This is a genomic window from Streptomyces sp. NPDC006544 (assembly GCF_040611715.1).
Lineage (GTDB): Bacteria > Actinomycetota > Actinomycetes > Streptomycetales > Streptomycetaceae > Streptomyces.
The window spans coordinates 102,381-116,642 of sequence record NZ_JBEXOV010000001.1 but is presented as its reverse complement, the minus strand read 5'-3'; the positions used below and the strand labels follow the sequence as shown (position 1 = coordinate 116,642).

The following is a 14,262-nucleotide window of genomic DNA, read 5'->3' as shown; positions in this document are numbered from 1 at the left end:
CGGGGTACGGCCACCGTGCGTCCCCGACAGTGAGTACTTCGCAGCTAGTGTGTGGGGCTGAGATGGCCGGCGATACATCTGGGGCAGCCCGTGCGTGAATATCTGCTGACGCTTTGCGTCACGGTCGCGGTGACCTATCTGCTCACCGGGCCCGTGCGGAAGTTCGCGATCGCGGTCGGTGCGATGCCGGAGATCCGTGCCCGCGACGTGCACCGCGAGCCGACTCCCCGGCTCGGCGGCATCGCGATGTTCGGCGGGCTGTGCGCGGGCCTGCTGGTGGCCGACCACCTGCAGAACCTCAACGGCGTCTTCGAGCTGTCGAACGAGCCGCGTGCCCTGCTCTCCGGTGCGGCCCTGATCTGGCTGGTCGGCGTCCTCGACGACAAGTTCGAGCTGGACGCCCTGATCAAGCTCGGCGCGCAGATGATCTCCGCCGGCGTGATGTGCATGCAGGGCCTGACCATCCTGTGGATCCCGGTCCCGTGGATCGGGACCGTCGCCCTCACCCCGTGGCAGGGCAACCTGCTCACCGTGGCCCTCGTCGTGATCACCATCAACGCGGTGAACTTCGTGGACGGCCTCGACGGCCTCGCCGCCGGCATGGTCTGCATCGCGGCCGGCGCCTTCTTCCTCTACGCGTACCGGATCTGGTTCGGCTACGGCATCGAGGCGGCGGCCCCCGCGACCCTCTTCGCCGCGATCCTGATGGGCATGTGCCTCGGCTTCCTGCCGCACAACATGCATCCGGCCCGCATCTTCATGGGCGACTCGGGTTCGATGCTCATCGGCCTGGTGCTGGCCGCCGCCGCCATCTCCATCAGCGGTCAGGTGGACCCGGACGCGATGGCGCTCTTCGCGGGCGGCGAGCGCAACGCGACGCACGCGATGCTGCCGGTCTTCATCCCCCTGATCCTGCCCCTGACGATCATCGCCATCCCGATGGCGGACCTCGTCCTGGCCGTCGTGCGGCGCACCTGGAACGGGCAGTCTCCGTTCGCCGCGGACCGCGGACACCTCCACCACCGGCTGCTGGAGCTCGGGCACTCGCACAGCCGCGCGGTGCTGATCATGTACTTCTGGTCAGGGCTGATCGCCTTCGGCGCGGTGGCGTACTCGGTGCACTCCACCTCGATGTGGATCGTGCTGGCCATCGCCGCACTGAGCGCGCTGGGGCTGCTCCTGCTCCTCCTGCCGCGCTTCTCGCCGCGGACCCCGCGGTGGGCCGAGCGACTGGTCCCGCCGCGCTACCGGCACGCGGAGCGGGCGGCCGAGGCGGCCGTGCAGGACGCCTCCGCGGCGGAGCCGGAACCGGCGCGGCCGATCGCGGCGGGCGTGTCCGGCGTCAACGGGGCGACCGCGGTGGGCCCCCGTTCGCGCTTCCCCGACCGGCGTAAGGCCGGATCCTCGCGCTGACGGCGCGGGGCGATGTCGGACATGAACCCCCTTTACCAGACAAGGTGGTTGCCTGTCGTGCACACACGGGCGGGTTAGCCCTCATGTGTGACAGTCAGCACACTCACCAGGTAAAGCTCTCATCAAATACTTTGTGATACCGTTCACTAAACCCGGCGACAGAGCCGAAGGACCGTAGTGCGACGGTCCATTGGCCCGAGGTCCCTTCTCGGACCGGGCTTACGCTCGTCCCGTACGAGTCCCACGCCCCCACCACCACGCGGAGCAAACCGCCATGCGGTCAGATGACGTCCGAACCCTCCTGCAAGCCGCCGTACCCACCGCTGTCGCCGGCGCAGTCGCCGCCGTGATCAGCGGTGTCGCGGTCGGTGGCAAGGGGGTCGTGGGCGCCCTGGTGGCAACGGTGTTGGTGTTGCTGTTCATGGGTGGCGGGTTCCTCGTGCTGCAGCGCACCGCGAGATCGATGCCGAACCTGTTCCAGGCCATGGGGCTCTTGCTCTACACGGTCCAGATCCTGCTGCTCTTCGTCTTTCTCGCCGTGTTCAAGAACACGACGCTGTTCCACCCCAAGGCCTTCGCGCTCACGCTCGTCGCCACCACCCTCGTGTGGATCGGCGCACAGGCGCGTGCTCACATGAAGGCCAAGATCCTTTACGTCGAACCGGAATCGAGCAAGGGCGACAAGCCCGGAAATTCGGGACCGAAGCCGTGAGGGGTAGGGGCGGGATAAGCGGGTGTTCGGGATCCTGCTATCGTCCGGTTCCAACTGCGGCAATGCGGACGCGGGCATCCGAGCTGACGCCTGTTCCATCGCGAGGCTCGATGCCTGCCCGCCGCCCCCCAATCCGAAACACCAGTCCAGTGCCGAACAGCGGCTGTGCGCCGCGCCGACACAACGAGGTTGCCGTACCTATGCGCCACGCTGAAGGAGCCCGCGGTGAGTGCTGACCCGACGCAGGTCCTCGCTTTCGAGACCGACTGTCACATCTTCGACGGATGTGGCTTCCCCGGCCCGGGCCTGCACTCGTTCCTCTTCGAGCCGATGTGGGGCGAAGCCGGCCAGACCAGTGCGTACTTCAACAAGCCGATGCTGCTGGCGCTCCTGGGCAGCGTCGTGATCGTGGCTTTCTTCTGGGCCGCCTTCCGCAAGCCGAAGGTCGTCCCGGGCAAGCTCCAGATGGTCGCCGAGGCCGGTTACGACTTCGTGCGCCGCGGCATCGTCTACGAGACGCTCGGCAAGAAGGAGGGCGAGAAGTACGTCCCCTTCATGGTCTCGCTGTTCTTCTTCGTCTGGGTCCTGAACCTCTGGTCGATCATCCCGGTGGCCCAGTTCCCCGCGACGGCGATCATCGCGTACCCGGCGATCCTCGCGGCGCTCGTGTACCTCACGTGGATGTCGGTGACCTTCAAGCGTCACGGCTTCGTCGGCGGCTTCAAGAACCTGACGGGCTACGACAAGTCGCTCGGCCCGGTTCTCCCGCTGGTCATGGTCATCGAGTTCTTCTCGAACGTCCTGGTGCGCCCGTTCACCCACGCGGTCCGACTCTTCGCGAACATGTTCGCGGGTCACACCCTGCTGCTGCTCTTCACGATCGCCAGCTGGTACCTGCTGAACGGCATCGGCATCGCCTACGCGGGTGTCTCGTTCGTGATGGTGATCGTGATGACCGCCTTCGAGCTCTTCATCCAGGCTGTCCAGGCGTACGTCTTCGTCCTCCTGGCCTGCAGCTTCATCCAGGGCGCGCTCGCCGAGCACCACTGAGCCAGGCCCGCCCCCCAAACCCCCTGTCGTCCGGTGGCCAACCCCCACCGGTCCGTGAAAGAGAAGGAAGAACTGGCATGTCCCAGATCCTCGCTGCCACCGAAGGCGTCACCGGCTCCCTCAGCTCCGTCGGCTACGGCCTCGCGGCCATCGGCCCCGGCGTCGGCGTCGGCATCATCTTCGGTAACGGCACGCAGGCTCTTGCCCGTCAGCCCGAGGCTGCCGGTCTGATCCGCGCCAACCAGATCCTCGGCTTCGCGTTCTGTGAGGCGCTCGCCCTCATCGGCCTGGTCATGCCGTTCGTCTACTAAGACGAACTCCACGACTAGTCCGAATCGACGAAAGGCACTGATGTGAACCTCCTGGTTCTCGCGGCTGAGACGGAAAACCCGCTCATTCCGCCGATCCCCGAGCTCGTCATCGGTCTGATCGCCTTCGTCATCGTCTTCGGTTTCCTCGCGAAGAAGCTCCTCCCGAACATCAACAAGGTTCTGGACGAGCGCCGCGAGGCCATCGAAGGCGGTATCGAAAAGGCTGAGGCCGCTCAGACCGAGGCTCAGAGCGTGCTGGAGCAGTACAAGGCCCAGCTCGCCGAGGCCCGGCACGAGGCCGCTCGCCTGCGCCAGGACGCTCTGGAGCAGGGCACTGCGCTCAAGGAAGAACTGCGCGCAGAGGGTCAGCGGCAGCGTGAGGAGATCATCGCTGCCGGCCACACCCAGATCGAGGCCGACCGCAAGGCCGCCTCTTCGGCGCTCCGTCAGGACGTGGGCAAGCTCGCCACCGACCTGGCCGGAAAGCTCGTCGGCGAGTCCCTCGAGGACCACGCCCGGCAGAGCCGCACGATCGACCGCTTCCTCAGCGAGCTCGAGGAGAAGGCCGAGGCGGCCCGATGAACGGAGCGAGCCGCGACGCGCTGGCCACCGCTCGCGAGCGTCTCGACGCGCTGACGGACAACACGTCCGTCGACGCGGCGAAGCTCGCAGGCGAGCTGGCGGCCGTCACCGCGCTGCTCGACCGTGAGGTCTCGCTGCGTCGGGTCATCACGGACCCGGCGCAGTCCGGCGAGGCCAAGGCCGAGCTGGCCGGCCGGCTGCTCGGCGGCCAGGTGGGCGGGGAGACCCTCGACCTGGTGTCGGGCATGGTCCGGTCCCGCTGGTCGCAGTCCCGTGACCTGGTCGACTCGCTCGAGAGGCTGGCGGCCACCGCCGACCTCACGGCGGCCCAGAGCACGGGCGCACTCGACGACGTGGAAGACGAGCTGTTCCGTTTCGGCCGGATCGTCACCTCGAGCACCGAGCTGCGCGCCGCACTGACCGACCGGTCGGCGACCGCCGCCGCCAAGAGCGAGCTGCTGCGCAGCCTGCTCGGCGGCAAGACGAACGCCGTCACCGAGCGTCTCGTCACGCGTCTCGTCACCCACCCGCGTGGACGTAGCCTGGAAGCGGGCCTCGAGTCCCTTTCCACGCTCGCCGCCGAGCGCCGCAACCGCATGGTCGCCACCGTGACCACCGCGGTTCCGCTCAGCGACGTGCAGAAGCAGCGTCTCGGTGCGGTCCTGGCCAAGCTGTACGGCCGCGAGATGCACCTGAACCTGGACGTGGACCCCGAGGTCCTCGGCGGGATCTCGGTGCGTGTCGGCGACGAGGTCATCGACGGCACCATCGCGGAGCGCCTCTCCGAGGCGTCCCGCCGCATGGCCGGCTGACCAGCCACTTATAACAAAGCATTCCTAGCGGCCCGGTTGGGCCGTGCAGAACTTGCAGAAGATTCCTGGGGGTAGCCCCCAGACCCCTAAGAAGCTTCAGGCCCAACAAGGAGAGCAGGGAACCCAGATGGCGGAGCTCACGATCCGGCCGGAGGAGATCCGGGACGCACTGGAGAACTTTGTCCAGTCGTACCAGCCGGACGCGGCCTCGCGCGAGGAGGTCGGGACGGTCAGCGTTGCCGGCGACGGCATCGCGAAGGTGGAGGGCCTGCCCTCCGCCATGGCGAACGAGCTGCTGAAGTTCGAGGACGGGACCCTCGGTCTCGCCCTGAACCTCGACGAGCGCGAGATCGGCGCGGTCGTCCTCGGCGAGTTCAGCGGTATCGAGGAGGGCCAGCCGGTGCAGCGCACCGGTGAGGTGCTCTCCGTCGGCGTCGGCGAGGGTTACCTCGGCCGCGTCGTCGACCCGCTCGGCAACCCGATCGACGGCCTCGGCGAGATCGCGACCGAGGGCCGCCGCGCCCTCGAGCTGCAGGCCCCCGGCGTCATGGTCCGCAAGTCGGTCCACGAGCCGATGCAGACCGGCTACAAGGCGATCGACGCGATGGTTCCGGTCGGCCGTGGTCAGCGTCAGCTGATCATCGGCGACCGTCAGACCGGCAAGACCGCTCTGGCCGTCGACACGATCATCAACCAGCGCGACAACTGGCGCTCGGGCGACGTGAACAAGCAGGTCCGCTGCATCTACGTCGCCATCGGCCAGAAGGGCTCGACCATCGCGTCCGTTCGCGGCGCCCTGGAAGACGCCGGCGCGCTCGAGTACACGACGATCGTCGCCGCCCCGGCGTCCGACCCGGCCGGCTTCAAGTACCTGGCGCCGTACACCGGTTCGGCCATCGGCCAGCACTGGATGTACGCCGGCAAGCACGTCCTGATCATCTTCGACGACCTGTCGAAGCAGGCCGACGCCTACCGCGCCGTGTCGCTGCTGCTGCGCCGTCCGCCGGGCCGCGAGGCCTACCCGGGCGACGTCTTCTACCTGCACTCCCGTCTGCTGGAGCGCTGCGCCAAGCTCTCCGACGACATGGGTGCCGGTTCGATGACCGGTCTTCCGATCGTCGAGACCAAGGCGAACGACGTGTCGGCGTTCATCCCGACCAACGTCATCTCCATCACCGACGGCCAGTGCTTCCTCGAGTCCGACCTGTTCAACGCGGGCCAGCGCCCGGCGCTGAACGTCGGCATCTCGGTCTCCCGCGTCGGTGGCTCGGCCCAGCACAAGGCTATGAAGCAGGTTTCCGGCCGTCTGCGCCTGGACCTCGCCCAGTACCGCGAGCTGGAGGCGTTCGCCGCCTTCGGTTCCGACCTGGACGCCGCTTCGAAGAACTCGCTGGAGCGCGGCAAGCGCCTCGTCGAGCTGCTGAAGCAGGGCCAGTACCAGCCGATGCCCGTCGAGGAGCAGGTCATCTCCGTCTGGGCCGGTACCACCGGCAAGATGGACGACGTCCCGGTCGCCGACATCCGTCGCTTCGAGTCGGAGCTGCTGGAGCACCTGCGCGTGACGCGCAAGGACCTCCTCACCTCCATCGCGGACGGCGGCAAGATGTCGGACGACACCCTCACCTCCATCGCTGACGCCATCGCTGACTTCAAGCGTGGGTTCGAGACCTCGGACGGCAAGCTCCTGGGCGAGGACGCGCCGGCCGTCAACGTCTCCAAGTGACGACGGAAGGGACCTGACTCATGGGAGCGCAGCTCCGGGTCTACAAGCGTCGCATCCGTGCCGTCACGGCGACCAAGAAGATCACCAAGGCGATGGAAATGATCGCCGCCTCGCGCATCGTCAAGGCGCAGCGCAAGGTGGCGGCGTCGATGCCGTACGCGACCGAGCTCACCCGTGCGGTGACCGCGGTGGCGACCGGTTCGAACACCAAGCACGCCCTGACCACCGAGGTCGAGGCGCCGACGCGTGCCGCGGTCCTGCTCATCACGAGCGACCGCGGTCTGGCCGGCGGCTACTCCTCGAACGCCATCAAGCAGGCGGAGCGGCTCTCCGAGCGGCTCCGCGGCGAGGGCAAGGAGGTCGACACGTTCATCGTCGGCCGTAAGGGTGTGGCCTACTACGCCTTCCGCGAGCGCAAGGTCGCGGAGTCGTGGACCGGCTTCACCGACAGCCCGGCCTACGGCGACGCCAAGCGCGTCGCGGCGCCGCTGATCGAGGCCATCCAGACGGACACGGCCGAGGGCGGCGTCGACGAGCTGCACATCGTCTACACGGAATTCGTGTCGATGATGACGCAGAACGCGGTGGACGGCCGGATGCTGCCGCTCAGCCTCGACCAGGTCGAAGAGGAGTCCGGCGCGAAGGGCGAGATCCTTCCGCTGTTCGACTTCGAGCCGTCGGCGGAGGACGTCCTCGACGCCCTCCTGCCGCGCTACGTCGAGAGCCGCATCTACAACGCACTGCTGCAGTCGGCCGCTTCCGAGCACGCCGCCCGCCGTCGTGCGATGAAGTCGGCCACCGACAACGCCGGGGATCTCATCAAGAGCCTCTCCCGGCTTGCCAACGCGGCCCGCCAGGCCGAAATCACCCAGGAAATCAGCGAGATCGTCGGTGGCGCGAGCGCCATGGCTGACGCGACCGCGGGGAGTGACAAGTAATGACGACCACTGTTGAGACGGCCGCCGCCACGGGCCGCGTCGCCCGGGTCATCGGCCCGGTCGTCGACGTGGAGTTCCCCGTCGACGCCATGCCCGAGATCTACAACGCGCTGAAGGTCCAGGTGGCCGACCCGGCCCAGGACGGCGCGCTCAAGACGCTGACCCTGGAAGTCGCCCAGCACCTGGGTGACGGCCTGGTCCGCACCATCTCCATGCAGCCCACCGACGGTCTGGTCCGCCAGGCCCCGGTGACCGACACGGGCGAGGGCATCACCGTCCCCGTCGGTGACTTCACCAAGGGCAAGGTGTTCAACACCCTCGGTGAGGTGCTGAACTACCCGGAGGAGAACGCCAACGTCACCGAGCGCTGGCCGATCCACCGCAAGGCGCCCCGATTCGACGAGCTCGAGTCGAAGACCGAGATGTTCGAGACCGGCGTCAAGGTCATCGACCTCCTCACCCCGTACGTCAAGGGTGGAAAGATCGGTCTGTTCGGTGGTGCCGGTGTCGGCAAGACCGTTCTGATCCAGGAAATGATCTACCGCGTCGCCAACAACCACGACGGTGTGTCGGTCTTCGCGGGCGTCGGTGAGCGTACCCGTGAGGGCAACGACCTCATCGAGGAAATGGCCGACTCGGGCGTCATCGACAAGACGGCGCTCGTCTTCGGCCAGATGGACGAGCCCCCGGGCACCCGTCTTCGCGTCGCCCTGGCCGGTCTGACCATGGCGGAGTACTTCCGCGATGTGCAGAAGCAGGACGTGCTCTTCTTCATCGACAACATCTTCCGTTACACCCAGGCCGGTTCGGAGGTGTCGACCCTTCTGGGCCGCATGCCGTCCGCCGTGGGTTACCAGCCGAACCTGGCTGACGAGATGGGTCTGCTGCAGGAGCGCATCACGTCGACCCGCGGTCACTCGATCACCTCGATGCAGGCGATCTACGTCCCCGCGGACGACCTGACCGACCCGGCGCCGGCCACCACCTTCGCCCACCTCGACGCGACGACGGTTCTTTCCCGTCCGATCTCCGAGAAGGGCATCTACCCGGCCGTGGACCCGCTGGACTCGACGTCCCGCATCCTCGACCCGCGGTACATCGCGGCGGACCACTACGCCACGGCGATGCGCGTCAAGGGGATCCTCCAGAAGTACAAGGACCTCCAGGACATCATCGCGATCCTCGGTATCGACGAGCTGGGCGAGGAGGACAAGCTCGTTGTCCACCGTGCCCGTCGTGTCGAGCGCTTCCTGTCGCAGAACACGCACGTCGCCAAGCAGTTCACCGGCGTCGACGGTTCGGACGTCCCGCTCGACGAGTCGATCGTCGCCTTCAACGCGATCTGCGACGGCGACTACGACCACTTCCCCGAGCAGGCGTTCTTCCTGTGCGGTGGCATTGAGGACCTCAAGGCCAACGCCAAGGAGCTGGGCGTCTCCTGAAGCCGCGCTCCTCGCGAGCACAGCTGAATGACGGAGAGGGGCGGGTGTGTCCCGTCCCTCTCCCCACGCCCATTAGAATTTGACCCAACACCCGGCTTTCCCGCCGGGTGGTGACCCGAGGAGCCACCTTGGCTGCTGAGCTGCACGTCGAGCTGGTCGCGGCGGACCGTAGTGTCTGGTCCGGCGAGGCCACCCTGGTTGTCGCCCGCACCACGTCCGGCGACATCGGCGTCATGCCCGGTCACCAGCCGCTTCTCGGTGTGCTGGAATCGGGCCCGGTGACCATCCGTACCGTCGGTGGCGACACTGTCATCGCCGCGGTGCACGGCGGATTCATCTCGTTCGCGGACAACAAGCTGTCCCTGCTGGCCGAGATCGCCGAGCTTGCCGACGAGATCGATGTCGAGCGGGCGGAGCGGGCACTGGAGCGCGCGAAGTCGGAGACCGATGGGGCCGCCGAACGTCGCGCCGATGTCCGGTTGCGCGCGGTTTCGGGGCGCTGAACCCCGGTACCGGTAAGAGTGTGAAACCTCAGCCGCGGTCCGGTCTGGAACATCCCAGACCGGGTCGCGGCTGAGGCGATGCAGGTCGCTCCCGGGCTTCGCCCGGGAGGCGCCCCGTCGTACGAGGTATTCGATGAGCGAGGAGGTCGGTGAAAGATGCTCCTCGCTCTGCTTGTGAGCGGCCTGGTCGTAGCCCTGGTGGTGATCGGGTTGTTCGTCTTCGCGTTGCGCCGCAGGCTGATCCAGCGTTCCGGCGGCACCTTCGACTGCAGCCTGCGCTGGGGCGTGGCCGAAGAGCTCGACATCTCCGGCAAGGGCTGGGTGTACGGGGTCGCGCGCTACAGCGGTGACCGCGTCGACTGGTTCCGCGTCTTCAGTTACTCCCCCCGGCCGCGCCGGCTGCTGGAGCGGTCCTCCATCGAGGTCATCGCCCGCCGCGCCCCCGAGGGCGAGGAGGAGCTGGCCCTGCTGTCCGACGCCGTGGTGCTCTGCTGTCGCCACCGGGGGACCCGCCTGGAACTGGCGATGAGCGATGACGCGCTGACCGGTTTCCTGGCCTGGCTCGAGGCCGCGCCTCCCGGGCAGCGGGTCAACGTGGCGTGAGGCCCGCCGGCGCCGGGTTGTCCCCGCCGGACGGAGTCCGGCGCAGCGCCGCGAAGCCGGGGATGCCCCCGGGGCCGAGCCGTGCGAGCGGCGCGTGAAGGAGGAGAAGCCGGGGAGACGGGGGCGGACCCGTCTCCCCGGCTTCGTCGTTCACCGGCCGGCGCGCGGGGCCTACTGCAGGCCGGTGTGGATCGCGTTGGCGAGCTCGCCGTTCGCCGTGTCGCCGCTGAACTCCCAGGAGAACGCGCCCCTGAGGCCCTGCTGCTTCACCCAGCTCATCTTGCCCGCGATGGTGGCCGGGGTGTCGTAGCTCCACCAGTTGCTGCCGCACTTGGCGTACGCGGTGCCGGCGACCGTGCCGGTCGACGGGCAGCTGCTCTTGAGGACCTTGTAGTCCTCGATGCCCTGCTCGTAGGTGCCGGGGGCCGGTCCGGTGGCGGCGCCGCCGGGGGCGGCCTGGGTGACGCCGGTCCAGCCGCGGCCGTAGAAGCCGATGCCGAGGTTGAGCTTGGAGCCGGCGATGCCCTTGCCCTTGAGCTTGGTGATCGCGGCTTCGGAGTTGAAGCCGGCGATCGGGATGCCGGTGTAGGAGGTGAGCGGGGAGTGCGGGGCCGTCGGGCCCTTGGCGTCCCACGCGCCGAAGAAGTCGTACGTCATGACGTTGTAGAAGTCCACGTACTGGGCCGCGCCCGCGTAGTCGGCGAGGTCGAGCTTGCCGCCGTTGGAGCCGTCGGCGGAGATCGCGGCGGTGACCAGGCTGCTGCCGCCGAACTTGGCGCGCAGCGCGGAGAGCACGTTCTTCAGGGAGGCGGCGCCGCTGGTGTCGCAGGACAGGCCGCAGGCGTTCGGGTACTCCCAGTCGATGTCGATGCCGTCGAAGACGTCGGCCCAGCGCGGGTCCTCGACCAGGTCGTAGCAGGACTGGGCGAAGGCGGCGGGGTTGGCCGCGGCCTGGCCGAAGCCGCCGGACCAGGTCCAGCCGCCGAAGGAGTACAGGACCTTGATGTTCGGGTACTTCTTCTTCAGCTGGCGCAGCTGGTTGAAGTTGCCCGCGACCGGCTGGTCCCAGGTGTCGGCGACGCCGGAGACGCTGGAGGAGGCGTCGTAGGTCTTCTGGTAGTCGGCGTAGGCGTCACCGATGGTGCACTTGCCGCCCTGCACGTTGCCGAAGGCGTAGTTGATGTGCGTGATCTTCGAGGCGGTGCCCGAGGTGACCAGGTTCTTCACGTGGTAGTTGCGCTGGTAGACGCCCCAGTCCGTGAAGTAGCCGAGCTTGACGGCGGAGCCGGGGTTGCCCGGGTCGGGCGGGGTGGTGCCGCCGGTGGTGGTCACCGACAGGGTGCCGGAGGAGGGCCCGGTCTGGTCGATGGTGTCGCGGGCGGTGACGGTGTAGGCGTACGTCGTGCCCTTGGTCAGGCCCGAGTCGGTGTAAGAGGGGGTGGTGACCGTGGCGATCTTGGCGCCGCCGCGGTAGACGTCGTAGTTCTTGACGCCCTTGTCGTCGGTGGCCGCGGACCAGCCGAGCGTCAGTCCGGTGTCCGTGACGCCGCCGGCCGTGGGGGTTCCGGGGGCGCCGGGCGGGTTGTCGGTGGGGGTGCTGCCGCCGTCGCAGGTGCCGCCGTTGACCTTGCAGCCGCCGGGCGCGCCGGAGCCGGTCCCGTTGAAGCCGAAGCTGACGCTCGCGCCGGGCGCGAGGGTGCCGTTCCAGCCGACGTTCTTGCCGGTCCAGTGGGTGCCGGAGCTGGTGACGGTGGCGTCCCAGGCGGAGGTGACGGCGGTGCCGGACGGATAGTCCCATTCCACGGTCCAGCTGCTGAGGGTGGTCGTGCCGGTGTTCTTCACCGTCCACTTGCCCTCGAAGCCGGAGCCCCAGTCGGAGACCTTGGTGTACGTCGCGGTCGCCGAGGCGGCGGCCTCGGCGGGGGCGGCGATGGCCACCAGCCCGGCGACGGGCAGGGCGAGCACGGCCAGGGCGGCCGCCACTCTTCGGAAAAACGGTGCGCGTCGTGGGGGTGCTGTGCTCAAGGGTGCTCCTCCGAGGTCCGTCGCGGCCGTGGGGATGGCCGCGGCATGGGGGTGGGACCTGCGCCGCCCGTGAGCCTGCCCGACATGATCTTTTTGTCATGGCACGCTCACCACAGTTGGGTTGGAGGGTAGAAAGGTCTGGACCAAGCGTCAAGAGGTCCAGACCTCCCGGTGAAGCCGAACCGCCCCGTTCCCGCCCCCTTCCCGCCCCGCTCCCCACCGGGCCTCCACCGCGCCCCTACTGGATCGCCAACTCCCGCGCCAACACCGCGGCTTGGGCTCGGCTTCGCAGGCCCAGCTTCCCCAGCACCCTGCTGACGTGCGTCTTCACCGTCGCCTCCGCCATCCCCAGGCGCACCGCGATCTCCGCGTTCGACAGCCCCGCGCCCAAGGCGCCCAGCACCTCCCGCTCGCGCCGGGTCAGTGAGTCCACGGCCGCGGGCACGGGAACCCGTACGGGCCGGGGAGCCGCGAACTCCGCGATCAGCCGCCGCGTCACCGCCGGGGCGATCAGGCCCTCGCCGCGCGCGACCGTCCGGACCGCCTCGATCAGCTCGGCCGCGTCCGCGCTCTTCAGCAGGAAACCCGCCGCGCCGGCGCGCAGCGCCCCGAAGACGTACTCGTCGAGGTCGAAGGTCGTGAGCACGAGAACGTCAGCCAGCCCCTCCGCGACCACCTGACGGGTCGCCGACACCCCGTCCAGGCGCGGCATCTGCACGTCCATGAGCACCAGGTCAGGCCGCAGCTCCCGGGTCAGGCGCACCGCCTCCTCCCCGTCACGGGCCTCGCCCGCCACCTCGATGTCGCCCGCGCTGCGCAGGATGAGCACCAGCCCGGCCCGCACCGCGCTCTGGTCCTCCGCCACCACGACCCTGATCGCCGTCATGCCCGTACCGCCCTCTCCTCGGCGGGCAGCGATGCCCGCACCCGCCATGCCGCGCCGTCGCGGCCCGCCTCGAACCGGCCGCCGAGCAGCTCCGTCCGCTCCCGCATGCCGGTCAGGCCGGCCCCGGAGCCGGGGGCGCGCGGCCCGGGCCGGTCCCCGTACGGGGAGTCGACCTCCACGGTCAGCGGGCCCCCTCCGGCGCGGTCGTCGGTGAGGCGGACGGTGACCGTGCCCGGGGCGGCGTGCTTGAGGGCGTTCGTCAGTGATTCCTGGACGATCCGGTACGCCGCCAGGCCCACCGGGGCCGGCAGCGGCTCGGCGGGGCGCCCGGGTCCCCCGGGTCCGGGGGAGCGGCCGTCGAGGAGGACGAAGTCCAGTCCGCTCGCCGTTCCGTTCGTCCGGGCCTGCTCCAGCAGGGCGTCGAGCCCGTCCAGCGACGGCATGGCGACCGCCTCTTGCCCGGAGTCCGCGCCCGCGTCCCGCAACAGCCCGATCAGCCGGCGCATTTCGGCCAGGCCCTGGACGCTGTTCTCCCGGATCACCGCGAGGGACTCGCGGCTGGTGGCGGGGGAGTCGATGGAGAGCGCGGCCGTGGAGTGGATGGCGATGGCGGAGAGGTGGTTGGCCACCATGTCGTGCAGCTCGCGGGCCATCCGGGCGCGTTCCGCGACCACGGCCTGGGCGCGGTCCGTCTCGGCGAGCAGCGCGGTCTGCTCGGCGCGCAGCCGGGCGGCCTCGGCGGCCTCGCGGTGGTTGCGCAGGGTGGCTCCGGTCAGGGCCGGGCCGAAGCTCACGATGCCGGTGACCACGCCGATCATCAGGGCCTGCGGGGTGCGCAGCCAGGCCACGGACGCGATGGTGACGGCGACGGTGATCAGGCCGGTGGTGACGGGAAGACGGCGGGCCATGGCGGCCTTGCCGTAGACGACCGCCGCGTACATCAGGTCGGTGAAGATCAGAACGGTGGCCAGATTTCCCACCGTGAACTGGTCGGCGATCACCCCGGCGGTGCCGACGGCCAGGGTCACGCGGGGCGCGCTGCGGCGCAGCGGCTCCATCGCGCCGAGGGCGGCGAGGGGGACCAGGGCCGCCCAGTCGGGGAGCAGGGTCCGGGAGGGGGAGCTGTACACCCCGAGCGACCACAGGAACAGGCCCGCGAGGACGCTGATCACGGCGAGGAGGACGTCGTCGCGGTGGGGGGCGGGGATCTTGGGGGTCACTGTCCCATCCAACAGGCTGCGGCGGGCGCGGACATCGCCACC

At 69.1% G+C, this 14,262-nt stretch carries 14 protein-coding genes; 11 read left to right on the top strand and 3 right to left on the bottom strand.

The features are described 5' to 3' along the window. The first annotated feature begins 78 nt into the window (after positions 1-78). The 11 genes from ABZY44_RS00495 (at position 79) to ABZY44_RS00445 (ending at position 10,089) form a co-directional block, all read left to right on the top strand. Positions 79-1,413, top strand: coding sequence for an MraY family glycosyltransferase (locus ABZY44_RS00495; protein ID WP_356649432.1), 1,335 nt, complete (start codon positions 79-81; stop codon positions 1,411-1,413). Between the two features lie 274 nt (positions 1,414-1,687). Beyond that, positions 1,688-2,125 carry a hypothetical protein gene (locus ABZY44_RS00490; protein WP_356649336.1) on the top strand — a complete coding sequence of 146 codons (438 nt, stop codon included), beginning with the start codon at positions 1,688-1,690 and terminating at the stop codon, positions 2,123-2,125. Between the two features lie 225 nt (positions 2,126-2,350). Beyond that, complete coding sequence (atpB, locus tag ABZY44_RS00485) at positions 2,351-3,175, top strand: F0F1 ATP synthase subunit A (protein WP_356649335.1); 825 nt, start codon at positions 2,351-2,353, stop codon at positions 3,173-3,175. Between the two features lie 77 nt (positions 3,176-3,252). Then, positions 3,253-3,486: an ATP synthase F0 subunit C gene (gene atpE, locus ABZY44_RS00480; protein WP_073773063.1), complete on the top strand. Its 234-nt coding sequence runs from the start codon at positions 3,253-3,255 to the stop codon at positions 3,484-3,486. A gap of 42 nt (positions 3,487-3,528) precedes the next feature. Beyond that, positions 3,529-4,068 (top strand): F0F1 ATP synthase subunit B, encoded by a 540-nt coding sequence (locus ABZY44_RS00475; RefSeq protein WP_356649334.1) that lies wholly within the window; start codon positions 3,529-3,531, stop codon positions 4,066-4,068. Then, positions 4,065-4,880, top strand: a complete 816-nt coding sequence (locus ABZY44_RS00470) for a F0F1 ATP synthase subunit delta (protein ID WP_356649333.1) — start codon at positions 4,065-4,067, stop codon at positions 4,878-4,880. The genes ABZY44_RS00475 and ABZY44_RS00470 overlap by 4 nt, the downstream gene beginning before the upstream one ends. A gap of 127 nt (positions 4,881-5,007) precedes the next feature. Next, positions 5,008-6,603, top strand: coding sequence for a F0F1 ATP synthase subunit alpha (gene atpA / locus ABZY44_RS00465; protein WP_356649332.1), 1,596 nt, complete (start codon positions 5,008-5,010; stop codon positions 6,601-6,603). 20 nt (positions 6,604-6,623) lie between these two features. Beyond that, the gene (locus ABZY44_RS00460; protein WP_356649331.1) at positions 6,624-7,541 is read left to right on the top strand and encodes a F0F1 ATP synthase subunit gamma; all 918 of its coding nucleotides are present in this window, start codon (positions 6,624-6,626) and stop codon (positions 7,539-7,541) included. After that, a complete protein-coding gene (atpD, locus tag ABZY44_RS00455) occupies positions 7,541-8,983 on the top strand; it encodes a F0F1 ATP synthase subunit beta (RefSeq protein ID WP_356649330.1) in 1,443 nt (480 codons plus the stop codon). Before ABZY44_RS00460 ends, atpD begins: the two co-directional genes overlap by 1 nt. A 128-nt stretch (positions 8,984-9,111) precedes the next feature. Then, positions 9,112-9,486, top strand: a complete 375-nt coding sequence (locus ABZY44_RS00450) for a F0F1 ATP synthase subunit epsilon (RefSeq protein WP_356649329.1) — start codon at positions 9,112-9,114, stop codon at positions 9,484-9,486. Positions 9,487-9,642: 156 nt separating this feature from the next. Next, a complete protein-coding gene (locus tag ABZY44_RS00445) occupies positions 9,643-10,089 on the top strand; it encodes a DUF2550 domain-containing protein (protein WP_356649328.1) in 447 nt (148 codons plus the stop codon). 171 nt (positions 10,090-10,260) lie between these two features. Here the strand turns inward: ABZY44_RS00445 and ABZY44_RS00440 are convergent, their stop codons facing one another. From ABZY44_RS00440 to ABZY44_RS00430, 3 genes are all read right to left on the bottom strand, one after another. Next, positions 10,261-12,072, bottom strand: coding sequence for a glycoside hydrolase family 18 chitinase (locus tag ABZY44_RS00440; protein ID WP_356649431.1), 1,812 nt, complete (start codon positions 12,070-12,072; stop codon positions 10,261-10,263). Between the two features lie 280 nt (positions 12,073-12,352). Next, entirely contained in the window at positions 12,353-13,000 is a 648-nt protein-coding gene (locus tag ABZY44_RS00435) for a response regulator transcription factor (protein ID WP_356649327.1), read from the bottom strand. Then, a complete protein-coding gene (locus tag ABZY44_RS00430; protein WP_356649326.1) occupies positions 12,997-14,232 on the bottom strand; it encodes a histidine kinase in 1,236 nt (411 codons plus the stop codon). The genes ABZY44_RS00435 and ABZY44_RS00430 overlap by 4 nt, the downstream gene beginning before the upstream one ends. Between the last annotated feature and the right edge of the window lie 30 nt (positions 14,233-14,262).

Bases quoted from the DNA above. Each gene is read 5' to 3' on its own strand.
- ABZY44_RS00470 (WP_356649333.1), top strand. From the start codon at position 4,065: ATGAACGGAGCGAGCCGCGACGCGCTGGCCACCGCTCGCGAGCGTCTC.
- atpA (WP_356649332.1), top strand. From the start codon at position 5,008: ATGGCGGAGCTCACGATCCGGCCGGAGGAGATCCGGGACGCACTGGAG.
- ABZY44_RS00490 (WP_356649336.1), top strand. From the start codon at position 1,688: ATGCGGTCAGATGACGTCCGAACCCTCCTGCAAGCCGCCGTACCCACC.
- ABZY44_RS00445 (WP_356649328.1), top strand. From the start codon at position 9,643: ATGCTCCTCGCTCTGCTTGTGAGCGGCCTGGTCGTAGCCCTGGTGGTG.
- atpD (WP_356649330.1), top strand. From the start codon at position 7,541: ATGACGACCACTGTTGAGACGGCCGCCGCCACGGGCCGCGTCGCCCGG.
- ABZY44_RS00460 (WP_356649331.1), top strand. From the start codon at position 6,624: ATGGGAGCGCAGCTCCGGGTCTACAAGCGTCGCATCCGTGCCGTCACG.
- atpE (WP_073773063.1), top strand. From the start codon at position 3,253: ATGTCCCAGATCCTCGCTGCCACCGAAGGCGTCACCGGCTCCCTCAGC.
- ABZY44_RS00435 (WP_356649327.1), bottom strand. From the start codon at position 13,000: ATGACGGCGATCAGGGTCGTGGTGGCGGAGGACCAGAGCGCGGTGCGG.